At 56.0% G+C, this 11672-nt stretch carries 12 protein-coding genes and 1 tRNA gene; all 13 read left to right on the top strand.

The features are described from left to right. Positions 1-148 precede the first annotated feature (148 nt). On the top strand, positions 149-691 hold the full coding sequence (spoVT, locus tag ABD796_RS30165; RefSeq protein ID WP_344915461.1) for a stage V sporulation protein T: 543 nt from the start codon (positions 149-151) through the stop codon (positions 689-691). Positions 692-856: 165 nt separating this feature from the next. After that, on the top strand, positions 857-2527 hold the full coding sequence (locus ABD796_RS30160) for a putative polysaccharide biosynthesis protein (RefSeq protein ID WP_344915459.1): 1671 nt from the start codon (positions 857-859) through the stop codon (positions 2525-2527). 14 nt (positions 2528-2541) lie between these two features. After that, on the top strand, positions 2542-4032 hold the full coding sequence (gene yabN / locus ABD796_RS30155; RefSeq protein WP_344915457.1) for a bifunctional methyltransferase/pyrophosphohydrolase YabN: 1491 nt from the start codon (positions 2542-2544) through the stop codon (positions 4030-4032). A gap of 112 nt (positions 4033-4144) precedes the next feature. Then, positions 4145-4417 carry an HU family DNA-binding protein gene (locus tag ABD796_RS30150; protein WP_344915455.1) on the top strand — a complete coding sequence of 91 codons (273 nt, stop codon included), beginning with the start codon at positions 4145-4147 and terminating at the stop codon, positions 4415-4417. Further along, a complete protein-coding gene (locus ABD796_RS30145) occupies positions 4417-4683 on the top strand; it encodes an RNA-binding S4 domain-containing protein (protein WP_344915453.1) in 267 nt (88 codons plus the stop codon). The genes ABD796_RS30150 and ABD796_RS30145 overlap by 1 nt, the downstream gene beginning before the upstream one ends. Positions 4684-4850: 167 nt before the next feature. Continuing rightward, positions 4851-5132, top strand: coding sequence for a sporulation protein YabP (gene yabP / locus ABD796_RS30140; protein WP_344915451.1), 282 nt, complete (start codon positions 4851-4853; stop codon positions 5130-5132). After that, positions 5129-5725, top strand: a complete 597-nt coding sequence (gene yabQ / locus ABD796_RS30135) for a spore cortex biosynthesis protein YabQ (protein ID WP_344915449.1) — start codon at positions 5129-5131, stop codon at positions 5723-5725. The genes yabP and yabQ overlap by 4 nt, the downstream gene beginning before the upstream one ends. 30 nt (positions 5726-5755) lie before the next feature. After that, positions 5756-6079, top strand: coding sequence for an FtsB family cell division protein (locus ABD796_RS30130; protein WP_344915447.1), 324 nt, complete (start codon positions 5756-5758; stop codon positions 6077-6079). 182 nt (positions 6080-6261) lie between these two features. Continuing rightward, positions 6262-6732, top strand: a complete 471-nt coding sequence (locus ABD796_RS30125; RefSeq protein ID WP_344915445.1) for a S1 domain-containing RNA-binding protein — start codon at positions 6262-6264, stop codon at positions 6730-6732. Between the two features lie 108 nt (positions 6733-6840). Then, positions 6841-6914, top strand: a tRNA-Met gene (locus tag ABD796_RS30120). 388 nt (positions 6915-7302) lie between these two features. Further along, entirely contained in the window at positions 7303-9798 is a 2496-nt protein-coding gene (gene spoIIE, locus ABD796_RS30115) for a stage II sporulation protein E (RefSeq protein ID WP_344915443.1), read from the top strand. A 180-nt stretch (positions 9799-9978) separates the two neighbouring features. Next, positions 9979-10740, top strand: coding sequence for a VWA domain-containing protein (locus tag ABD796_RS30110; RefSeq protein ID WP_344915441.1), 762 nt, complete (start codon positions 9979-9981; stop codon positions 10738-10740). Beyond that, positions 10724-11641, top strand: a complete 918-nt coding sequence (locus tag ABD796_RS30105) for a protein kinase domain-containing protein (RefSeq protein ID WP_344915439.1) — start codon at positions 10724-10726, stop codon at positions 11639-11641. The genes ABD796_RS30110 and ABD796_RS30105 overlap by 17 nt, the downstream gene beginning before the upstream one ends. Positions 11642-11672: the final 31 nt, after the last annotated feature.

Below are 11672 nucleotides of genomic sequence, written 5' to 3'. Positions count from 1 at the left end.
TGTTGTTTTTTGGCCGAGTTGTATAAGAAAATGGGAGCAGTAACATACTATGGGCAGACTACAAAAGTTAAATAAACGCCCCCCTGTAAGGATTATGCTTATACAAATCACACATTAAACATCATTGGAAAGTGAGGCAACCAGAACTATGAAAGCAACTGGAATTGTTCGTCGGATCGATGATTTGGGCAGGGTTGTCATACCAAAAGAAATTCGCCGTACGTTAAGAATTCGCGAAGGAGACCCGCTGGAAATATTCGTCGACCGCGACGGCGAGGTAATCCTTAAGAAATATTCCCCGATTGGCGAACTGGGCGATTTCGCCAAGGAATATGCCGAATCGTTATTTGAAAGCACAAACCATATTACCATGATATCCGATCGGGATACGATTATAGCCGTTGCCGGCGGATCGAAGAAGGAATATTTGGAGAAATCCGTAGGAGCGACCGTAGAGGCGAGCATGGAGAACCGCAAAGCCACGCTGGAGACGAGCGCGGGGCAATACGAGCTGTGCAAGGATCTGAATGAGACCTACAGCTCGTACGTCATCGCTCCGATTGTCGCGGGCGGCGATCCGATCGGTTCGGTCATTCTCGTCAGCAAGGACGAAACCGTCAAGATGGGGCAGATGGAGTCGAAGATGGCGGAGACGGCTGCCGGGTTCCTCGCCAAACAGATGGAGCAGTAACCGCATCGGCATTCCCATAAAAGCTTTCCCGTGAAGTGCGCAAGGAGCTTCGCAGGCAAGCTTTTTTGCATTGCCTGCGATGGGTTGCATAGGGGCGCTTTCTGGCAGGAGCCCGATCGGCTATAATAGTGAGGAACGCGTCAGGGAGCTTAAAGGGGGAAGCGTATGCAGCAAGGTTCTAACCCGCCCCCGGTCCCCGCGAGGGCGATCGTCAAGGGCGCCTTTGTGCTTGGCGCGGCTGCCGTCGTATCCAAGCTGTTGGGTACGCTGCAAAAAATTCCGCTGCAGAACGTGGCGGGTGACAGCGTATTCGGTATTTATAATGCGGTTTATCCGCTCTATACGCTTATTTTGTTCATCGCCACGGCCGGTTTTCCGATTGCGGTGTCCCGCTTTGTCGCCGAAGAACGGGCTTCAGGCTCGCCTGAAGGGGCGAGGGCCGTTCTAGCGATGGCGCTCAAGTTATCGTTTGTCACCAGTCTCGGCTGCTTTGTCCTGCTATACGGCGGAGCAGGCACGCTGGCCGGCTGGATCGGCAACGGGCATACGGAGGAGGCGCTGCGCAGCGTTTCATTCGCCCTGTTCTTCGTGCCGGGGCTCGCAGCGCTCAGAGGCTACTTCCAGGGGATGGGGAACATGGTCCCCACCGCCGTCTCGCAGGTGGCGGAGCAATCGGTTCGCGTGGCCGTGATGGTGGCGCTCCTGTTCGCGCTTGTCGGCTCGGGAGCGTCCGACGGTTCCATAGCGGCGGGCGCCATGTTCGGCTCGGCTGCGGGCGCGCTGGCCGGTCTGCTGGTCATGTGCGGATACTGGCAGGCACACCGGGTAAAGGAAGTGCGGGCGTCTTCCGGCCGTAAGAAAACATCGCATTCCGCCGTAAAGGCCCGGACTGTATCGCCGGTCGGCTATCGACGATTCATTGCCTATGCGCTGCCGATCTGCCTCGGCTCCGTCGTCCTGCCGATGCTGACGCTGGCCGACACGTTCACGCTGCCCCGGCTGCTCCGGCTTAACGGATTCGACGAAGCGGGCGCCATGGCTCAATTCGGGCTGTACAACCACGGCCTTCCGCTTATTCAACTGGTAGCGATGATTGTCTCGTCCATGTCGGTAGCGCTCGTGCCGGCGTTGTCCGAAGCGAAGGCGAGGGGGAAGCTGGCGGATGTCCGCGGCAGCGCCGAAGCGTCGCTGAGGCTTGTCTGGCTAATCGGACTGGCGGCGTCGGCCGGTATGGCCGTGACCGCTATCCCGTTGAACGTGATGTTTTACAAGGACACCGAAGGATACGCCGCGATGATGATTTTAGCCTGGACGGCTGTCTTCAGCGTCGTACAGATCGTGTCCGGGACGATTCTGCAAGGGCTGGGCGCGGAACGGTCCACCGCTTATTATTTGCTGGCGGCCGCCGCGATCAAGGTCGGGCTGAACGTCGCGCTCGTTCCCCGCTGGGGAATCGAAGGCGCCGCGCTGTCCGCTGTGGCCGCTTATGCGGCTGCCGCCGTGCTGAACCTGCTGCGGCTGCGAGCGTACAAGCTGCTTCGCCTGTCGTGGCGGACGTTCGTGTGGAAGCCGCTGCTGGCGACCGCCGTTATGGCGATCGTTACGGCCGCCATCGTCGTGGCGCTGGACGCGCTGCTTGTTTACGTCTGGCCCGATATGGCTTACCGTTGGCGGCAAACCGTCGTAGCGGTCTTCTCCGTGGCGTGCGGAGCGGTCGTCTTCGGCATTATGCTATTCCGCACCGGCGCCGTCGGCGTTCAGGAACTGTCCGCCGTGCCCAAGCTGGGGAAACGGCTGCTGCCCGTCCTGCGCCGCTTGCGCATCATTTCGACCTGAAGGAGGTTTGCGTTATGTCCCCATCCATTACCGTCGTCGGGCTCGGCTCGGGCGATGAAAACCAATTGACGCTCGGCGCCTGGAAAACGCTCCAGTCGGCCGATCCGTTGTACGTGCGCACCGACCGGCATCCGGTCATCGATTATGTAACCCGGAATGGAGTGAAGGTGCATCCGTTCGACAGTTTGTACGAAGCGAACGATTCGTTCGAGTCGGTGTACGAGGCGATCGTGGACGAGCTGCTGCGGCTGGCGCGGAACAGCTCCTCCGGCATCGTCTACGCCGTTCCCGGGCATCCGATGGTCGCGGAGTCGACTACGAGGCTGCTGCGCGAACGGTGCCCGCAGGAAGGCGTCGCGCTGACTGTAACCGGCGGAGAAAGCTTCCTCGACCAGGCTTTCTCGCGGTTCGGCTTCGATCCGATCGAAGGCTTCTCGCTGTTCGACGCCACCGCGCTGCCCGCTTCGGGGGCGGCGGTCGACCCGCGCATGCATGCCCTTATCGCCCAAGTGTACGACGCGCATACCGCTTCCGACGCGAAGCTGTTTCTGATGAGCGTGTATCCGGACGATTATGAAGTGACGGTCGGCCATGAGCTTGGCTTGGCCGGACGGGAGACGATCGTTACAGTGCCCCTGTACGAGCTGGATCGGCTCGACGGCTACGGCAATCTGTCCCTGATCTGGGTCCCCCGCACCGATGCGGAAGCGGTACGCAACCGTTCGTTCGAGCGGCTGCGGGAAATTGTGGACATCTTGCGCAGTCCCGACGGCTGTCCGTGGGATCGCGAGCAGACACATGCCAGCATCCGCAAAAATTTGATCGAGGAAACGTACGAGGTGCTGGAAACGATCGACGACGACGATCCGGAGGCGATGTGCGAGGAATTGGGCGATCTGCTGCTGCAGATCATGCTGCACAGCCAGATGGAGGCGGAAACCGGGGCATTCGACGTCTGGGACGTCATTGCCGGACTGAACGAGAAACTGATTCGCCGGCATCCGCATGTCTTCGGCGATTTGGGAGCCGACGATGCCGACGAAGCGCTGCGCAACTGGAATGCGATGAAAGCCGAGGAGAAGAAGCGCCGAGGCATCGATCCGCAGCAGCAATCCGCGCTGGCGGGGGTGCCGCGCGATTTGCCGGGGCTAATGAAGGCGTACAAGCTGCAGAAAAAGGCGGCTCAGGTCGGCTTCGACTGGGAGCGGATCGAAGAAGTATACGCCAAAGTGGAAGAGGAGCTGGCCGAATTGAAGGAAGCCCCCGAGGACCAGCGTCTCGAGGAGCTCGGCGACCTGCTGTTCGCCGTTGTCAATTTGTCCCGGTTTTTGCGGATTGACCCCGAAGAAGCGATCGCTTCGACAAACGGAAAATTTGTCCGCAGATTCGGCTATATCGAAAGCCAACTGCGTCTGAAAGGGCAAAAATTGGATCAAACCGGCCTGCAGGAGATGGAGTTTTTATGGCAGGAAGCAAAAAAACTTTCGAAAAATGCGGGATCGTAGAAGGATTTTTCTGGCTGACAAAGAATACATAGTACCGTGCAGGCAAATAGCCAGGGCAAACTCAGCTTTCTTGCGGAAAGCTTCAAGCCAACCTTATAGGAGGAATTTAACGATGAATAAGACAGATCTCGTAAACAACATTGCTGCCAAAAGCGGATTATCCAAAAAGGACGTTGAGTCCGTATTGAACAGTTTTCTTGGCGAAGTAACCGATACCTTGTCCACTGGCGGCAAAGTTCAACTGATTGGCTTCGGCACGTTCGAAACCCGCACCCGTTCCGGCCGTACGGGCCGCAACCCGCAAACGGGCCAGGAAATCAAGATCCCTGCTTCCAAAGTTCCTGCTTTCAAAGCAGGCAACAAGCTTAAAGAAGCTGTAAAATAATGCGTCTCGACAAGTTTCTGAAAGTATCCAGACTCATCAAGAGACGGACAGTCGCAAAGGACGTGTCCGACCAAGGACGGATCTGGATTAACGGAAGGGAAGCGAAGGCAAGCAGCACCGTGAAGGTCGGGGATGAACTCGTCATCCGTTTCGGCCAGAAGAGCGTGACGGTGCGGATCGAGCGCATTGCCGAAACGACCCGGAAGGAAGAAGCGGGCGAGATGTACACCGTATTGAACGAACAAACGCATAAGGATTCCTTGTGAGCGTACAAAGAACCGGCCATTATGGCCGGTTTTCGTTTGTACAGCGGTTCTAAACCCGAATCCCTCCCCATATTCTAGTCCTAGGAGTCTGTCCGACGGAACGGCGGCACAAGCAGGCCGGAACGTCCCGTCGGAAGACGGACGCCCTAGAGGGAGGGGTATATGTCATGATCGATACAGCCAAACAAAAGCGCCAGGAAGTGAAGATGCTTAACCGCAAGCTGCTTGAAATATCCGGGGTGTTGAATGTCGAGAGCTTCGACAGCGAGGAATTTTTGCTTGAAACCGAGTGCGGGTTCTTGGCCATCAAAGGGCAAAATTTACATATCAAGAACTTGAATCTCGAGCAGGGCCTTGTAGCGATTGAGGGGACGGTGCACGGCCTCACTTATCTGGACGCCAATTCCGGAGAGAAGTCCAAAGGATTTCTCGGAAAGCTGTTCAAGTGAACCTGCACATTCAGTTTTTGACATTATCCGTCATGGCGGGCAGCGGAGCGTTCATGGGCATTCTGTTCGACGTGTACCGCGTCTTATCCGGACAACTGAGGCCTCCCCGCTGGCTTGTACCCCTGCTGGATATCGGCTACTGGATGATCGCTACCCTCTTCGTCTTCCGGGCGCTGTTGTACAGCAATGACGGACAAGTCCGTATGTATGTGTTTCTCGGGTTGTTGTTGGGCGTGTGGCTCTACTTCCGGTTTGCAAGCCGCTTTACCGTCCGTTTCGTGCGATTTTGCATTCGAACGGTAAAGGCGCTTTTCCGTTTTTTGGTGAAAACGGTCGAGGTCGTGTTCATTAAGCCGATACTGTTGCTGTACAGGCTCGTGATCGTGCTTTTGGGATTTTTGTGGGCCATCTCTATATTCCTCGGAAAAGTTGTGTTACAATTGCTGTATCCGTTTTTCGCTTTGGGCCGGTTTCTTTTGAGACCGCTTCTGAAGCGGCTGCATATTCCGGCCGGGTGGAACCGCGTCGCCGGATGGTTCGTCCGGGTCGTACAAGCCGTCAAGCGCTGGTTGTTCGGCAAGGACGGACAATAAACCAAGGAATGGGAGTGAACCGTTAAAGCCATGCGCGAAGCGAAGAAGGCCGGGAATCCGGAACACTCGAATAAAGGCGCTCGCCGCCGCGTTCGGCTGCTCGCCTTTGCGATGGTCGGTTTCATGACTTGGGCGGCTCTCATTTTGTGGAATCAGCAAGGTCATCTTGGAGTGAAAGCCGCGCAGGTCGAGGAGCTCGGACAGAAGCGTGAAGAGACGACCAAGCTGAACGAAGGGTACAAAAAAGAAATCGATCGATTGAACGATCCCGAATACATCCTGCAGAAAATCCGCAAAGAATACCATTACTCAAAGCCTGGGGAGACGTTGTTCTACACGCCCAAATCTCCGTGAGCCCACGTCCTTATTGACCTTTGGGTTGTCGATCCTGTATAATCTCCATATCCGATCCTCACATCGCCTGCCTGTTGGTGCAACTTTTTTTGGCCTGAGCCGTCGCAAAAGTTGCGAGAATTGCGTATGGATAGGTATGAGAGATTATTTCCAACATATTTTAGGGAGGAACGTTTCATTCTATGGCAATTGAAGTGGGCACCAAGTTGGAAGGCAAGGTGACAGGCATTACTCATTTCGGAGCTTTTGTTGAGCTGTCGGCAGGCGTGACCGGTCTCGTTCACATTTCCGAAATTGCCGACAATTATGTGAAGGACGTCAATGATCACCTTAAGCTGGAAGACAAAGTCTTGGTGAAAGTCATTAATGTGGACAAGGACGGCAAGATTGGTCTGTCCATTCGCCAAGCAGTCGACAAGCCGCCAGGAGAACAACAACGCCCGGAACGTCCCGAGCGAGGATTTAACCGGGATCGCGAAGATCGTGGAGGTCATCGCAACGATCGCGGGGGTCGCCCCTTTAAACCGACCGCAAATCGTTTGACGTTCGAAGACAAGATGTCCCGCTTTCTCAAAGACAGCGAAGAGCGCATCTCGAATTTGAAGAAGAACACCGAAGGCAAACGGGGCGGAAGAGGCGCGCGCCGCGTTTAAGCGTGCACAAGCCCGTTACACATGTATGGTACGCCGGCAGTCCGTCAGGACGTCGGCGTTTTTGGTTTGACAATTACCCGCCTGTCGGGTATACTTTGCAATTGATATGGCGGCGTAGCTCAGCTGGCTAGAGCGTACGGTTCATACCCGTGAGGTCGGGGGTTCGATCCCCTCTGCCGCTATTCCAGACATATTCCGCTTGCGCCTTGCGCAAGGAAAGCCCCGACACGTTCCGGCGTGTGCGGGGCTTTCTGCATGTTTACCGGGCATTTTGCTCCGGATTGTATGCTTTTGTCGGACAACTCCTGCAAACGGTTGCGAATCGACACTGTTTTACGCTGGCGCGGTCTTTGCCGGGGAAGCACATGTTCGCCTCGCTGCAAAGTACGGGGGATGAGACATTTTCGGAAACGGCAAACTTGGCCCGCCGGGCAACGGTTCGCGGGGTCTGCGCGGCATCGGCCGTTTTTGTCGGAAAATTCTTTCCGTCTATCAACCCATTGTGACAAACTTTATGCTAGACATGCTTTTATAATAGGGAACACAAGAAAACGAAAAGGATGTGTTCCCATGATGTCCAAATGGAATGTACTTGATCTGAAAACCTCGCCTTGGGGCGGGAAGCTGCAAAAAGCGAAAAACGGGAGCAAACGGACTTTGATCGAAAATCGGTTCGTCCAATCGGTGATTGCTCGCAAATGGGCGTTTCTGCTGGTGGCCATGGCGTTTCTACTCGGAAGGGCGATGATTCTGGAGCAGCTTGCTCCGTTTGCGGTCGCCTACTTCGCGGTAGTCTACTACATCCGCAAGGATCTGATCCGCTGGGTCGGGGTGTCGCTCATAGCGGGCAGCTTGTTCGCCTTCGAGATGAAAACCGGCTATATCGTAACGGAAATACTCGTGTTTCTGCTTATCCAAAAGGGGTTGGAAAAATACGAGCGGGCAGAGCTATCGTATGCGCCGATCATCGTTTTTACGTCCGCCTTCACCGTGCAGTTATTCGGCAGTATCGTCACGTCCGAGCTAACGTGGTATACGCTGATGCTGACGGCCGTGGAGGCTGCGCTAAGCTTCGTGCTGACGCTTATTTTCATACAGGCGATACCGGTTTTTACGCTAACGCGAAAAAACTATGCGCTAAAAAACGAGGAGATCATCTGCCTGATCATCCTGCTCGGCTCGGTTATGACCGGCACAGTGGGCTGGATCATTCAAACGGTATCGGTGGAGCACGTGCTTTCCCGGTATTTGATTCTACTCTTCGCCCTAGTGGGAGGGGCCCCCCTGGGAGCCTCCGTCGGCGTCATTACAGGCCTGATCCTGAGTCTCGCCGACGTGAGCGCGGTGTATCAGATGAGCCTGCTGGCGTTCTCCGGCATGCTCGCCGGCTTGCTCAAGGAAGCGAATCGGATGGCCGTCGCATTCGGCATGCTGCTCGGCTCGTCCATCCTGTCGATCTACATCGGCAGCCAGACGGAGGTGATGAGCTCGACTTGGGAATCGGTCGTCGCCGTGCTGCTGTTCATGCTGACGCCGCGCGGGTTTATCCAGACGATCGCCAAATACGTGCCGGGCACGCAGGAAAATATGAAGTCTCAGCATGATTATGCGAAGCGGGTGAGAAATATTACCGCAACCCGGGTGGAGCAGTTCTCGGAGGTGTTCCGCCAACTATCGCGCAGCTTCAAGCAGCTGACGCACATGGACGAGAGCAAGGCGAAGGAGGAAGCGGTCGGCCATTTTATGAACTCCGTCGCCGGCAAAGCGTGCTCGACCTGCTGGAAGCGCAAGCAATGCTGGGACGACAAATTTTATCAAACCTATAAATATATGTCCGACATGATGGCCATGATCGACGAGAAGGGGACGATGTCCAAGCGGGACATCCCCGCCGAGTGGAAGACGCTGTGCGTCAGATCGGATCAGGTTCTCGGCATCATGAAGCAGCAATACGAGCTGTTCAAGCATGACTTGCACTGGAAGCGGCAAATCCAGGAGAGTCGCCAATTGGTGGCCGAGCAGCTGACGGGCGTGTCCCAGGTCATGGAGGACCTGGCCAAGGAGATTAAGCGCGAAGGGCACGAGTTGTTTCTGCAGGAGGAGCAGATCCGTTCGGCGTTGGAAAATTTGGGCTTGTCCATCCACGCCATCGATATTATCAGCCTCGATGAAGGCAATGTGGAAATCGAAATTATTCATCAATATACGAAAGGATTCGATGAGTGCCGGAAAATTATTGCGCCGCTGCTGTCCGACATTCTGGGCGAGAATATCGCAGTGCGCAGTGAGGAGGTATCGAGCCGAGGAGACGGGTTTGCCACCGTATTGTTTTGCTCCGCCAAAGAGTATGAGGTCGAGACGGGGGTCGCGGGCGCAGCCAAGGGAGGGGATTTGCTGTCTGGCGACAGCTTTAGCACGGTGGAGCTGGGTAACGGGAAATTCGCCGTAGCAATAAGCGACGGCATGGGCAACGGGGAACGGGCGCGTGCCGAGAGCAGCGCGGCGTTGTCGATTTTGCAGCAGCTGCTGCAATCCGGCATGGACGAGAGGCTGGCGATTAAATCGGTCAATTCGGTGCTGATGCTCCGTTCCTCCGACGAAATGTTCGCCACGGTGGACGTAGCGCTGATCGATCAGTACAGCGCCAAAACGACGTTTATGAAAATCGGCTCGACGCCGAGCTACATCAAGCGGGGGACGGAGGTCATTCAAATATCCGCAAATAATTTGCCGATCGGCATCCTGCAGGACATTGAGGTCGATCTGATCGCGATGCAGCTTCAGCCGGGGGATACGCTGATCATGATGACCGACGGCATATTCGACGCGCCGGGGCCGGCCGTCAACAAGGAGATGTGGATGAAGCGCATGATTCAAGAGATCGACGAGACCGATCCGCAGCTGTTCGCCGATTGTTTGCTGGACACGATCGTACGCTACCAGCAGGGCGAAATTATGGACGATATGACCGTTGTCGTTGCCCGCATTCAGAAGTATAAGCCTGAGTGGGCGACCTTCCGCTGGCAGGGGATGACCAGCTTCGAACGGCCGAGGACGGTGAGCTGAACGAGAGAAACGTAACCTATGACGAAAAATGAAAAAATGAATAGGCGGTTAACGCCCCTGTCTCCTTAGCCGCTTGCGGCAGATGGAGATCGGGGCTTTGCGGCGTCCCCCGGATTATCCCGTGACTATCATGGAAATACTAGACGATAGAATCATCTTTAGCCAGGGGAGGCTATATACATGAAGCAAATCGTATTAATTACGGACGGATGCTCCAATGAAGGAATAAGCCCGGTTGTGGCGGCTGCCCATGCGCAGCAGTCGGGTATTGTAGTCAATGTGGTAGGCATAGTCGACGGGAGCGATATGGGCGAACGTGGAGCGACGGAAATTGCCGAAATCGCCAGGGCGGGGGGAGGCATGAGCCGAATCGTCGCACCGGGCGCTTTGGCGGAAACGGTGCAGATGCTTACGCGCAAAACCGTCGTGCAGACGATTCGCCAAACCGTGCAGCAGGAGTTGCGGCAATTGATGGGACCCATGGCTGCGCTAGAGAAGCTGTCCCCGGACCGGAGAGGACCGGTGGTGCGGCTGATTGACGAGCTGAGCGAGACGAGTTCTTTACAAGTTGCCCTGCTGATTGATACGAGCGCCAGCATGAGACCGAAGCTGAATGCGGTGGAGGAAGCTTGCCGGGATTTGCTGACCAGTCTGCGGGCGCGGCAGGGGAAGAGCGAGATGGCCGTCATGCGCTTTCCCGGCGATACCGAGGCCGATCTGATGGCCGGTTGGACGACCGATCTTGCAAAAACGAACGATATGTTCTATAAATTAAACATGAAGGGGACGACGCCTACCGGTCCTGCATTGATGAAAGCGATCCGGTATATCGCGGACGACCAAGCCGCGCCCACGCAAGGCTCGCACGCAGAGAGGCGCTTGAGCGGATCCCTATCAAGGTCGGGCAGCGGGGATGGGATATTAAGTGACTACATCGTCTAAAGCGGTTCTGACGGAAGGCTTTTCGGTGTGCGGCAAATGGAATAAGCGGCGCTACCGGATCGACAGACTGCTCGGCGAGGGGGCTAACGGGAAAGTGTTTCTCGTGCAGTCGGGAGGCCAGTCTTATGCACTCAAATTCGGCTTTGACGCGATCGACCTGCAAATGGAGGTCAATATCGTCCGCGAGCTGGACAAGAAGTCGCCGCACCCGTTCCTGCACGATGCCGACGATGTGGAGATCGGCGGTACGGTCTATCCTTTTTACGTGATGAGATACATACGCGGGCATATCCCGCGACGCTATATGGCCAAGAACGGCCCCGAATGGTTGTATATGATCGGATTGAATGTGCTTCGCAAGCTTCACGCCCTGCACCGGCAAGGGTACGTTTTCGGCGATTTAAAGACCGAGAACGTGCTCGTATCCGGCTACGGGGAGGTGGAGCTTGTCGACTATGGCGGCGTAACCGAGAAGGGACGTTCGGTCAAGCAGTTTACCGAGCTATACGACCGCGGCTTCTGGAATGCCGGCGAGCGGGTGGCGGACGACGGGTACGACCTGTTCGGCTTTGCCGTGTTTTGCCTGCAGTTGGCGGGGATGGAGAAGAAGCTGGAAGCATTGTCCCGTTCGCTGCCGCAAAGCCGGACGGTCGACGATTTATGCAAGCTCGTCGAAGAAAGTCCGTTATGCCGACCGGTGGCGCCGATCTTGAAAAAAGCGCTGTTGGGCCGACTTGCGGACGCCAAGGAAGGCGCGGAGCAGTGGAAGCGGGCTATCGAAGCTGGCGGAGTCGTCCCGTCGCCCCGTAAAGGCGATATCGGACTATGGATCAAGGCGGCTTTTATCGCCTCGATCGGTTTATTCGTATCGGTTGTTTGGACAATGTGGCAGAATGGTTAATACGTCTTGTCAACCTCTAATCGGAAAGGTG

It is taken from the genome of Paenibacillus hodogayensis (assembly GCF_039536325.1).
Taxonomy (GTDB): Bacteria; Bacillota; Bacilli; order Paenibacillales; family NBRC-103111; genus Paenibacillus_AB; species Paenibacillus_AB hodogayensis.
The sequence above is the reverse complement of the archived record's forward strand: the minus strand, read 5'-3'. Positions and strand labels throughout refer to the sequence as shown.

Coding starts and splice junctions, on each gene's coding strand:
- spoVT (WP_344915461.1), top strand. CDS start 149: ATGAAAGCAACTGGAATTGTTCGTCGGATCGATGATTTGGGCAGGGTT.
- ABD796_RS30160 (WP_344915459.1), top strand. CDS start 857: ATGCAGCAAGGTTCTAACCCGCCCCCGGTCCCCGCGAGGGCGATCGTC.
- yabN (WP_344915457.1), top strand. CDS start 2,542: ATGTCCCCATCCATTACCGTCGTCGGGCTCGGCTCGGGCGATGAAAAC.
- ABD796_RS30150 (WP_344915455.1), top strand. CDS start 4,145: ATGAATAAGACAGATCTCGTAAACAACATTGCTGCCAAAAGCGGATTA.
- ABD796_RS30145 (WP_344915453.1), top strand. CDS start 4,417: ATGCGTCTCGACAAGTTTCTGAAAGTATCCAGACTCATCAAGAGACGG.
- yabP (WP_344915451.1), top strand. CDS start 4,851: ATGATCGATACAGCCAAACAAAAGCGCCAGGAAGTGAAGATGCTTAAC.
- ABD796_RS30130 (WP_344915447.1), top strand. CDS start 5,756: ATGCGCGAAGCGAAGAAGGCCGGGAATCCGGAACACTCGAATAAAGGC.
- ABD796_RS30125 (WP_344915445.1), top strand. CDS start 6,262: ATGGCAATTGAAGTGGGCACCAAGTTGGAAGGCAAGGTGACAGGCATT.
- spoIIE (WP_344915443.1), top strand. CDS start 7,303: ATGATGTCCAAATGGAATGTACTTGATCTGAAAACCTCGCCTTGGGGC.
- ABD796_RS30110 (WP_344915441.1), top strand. CDS start 9,979: ATGAAGCAAATCGTATTAATTACGGACGGATGCTCCAATGAAGGAATA.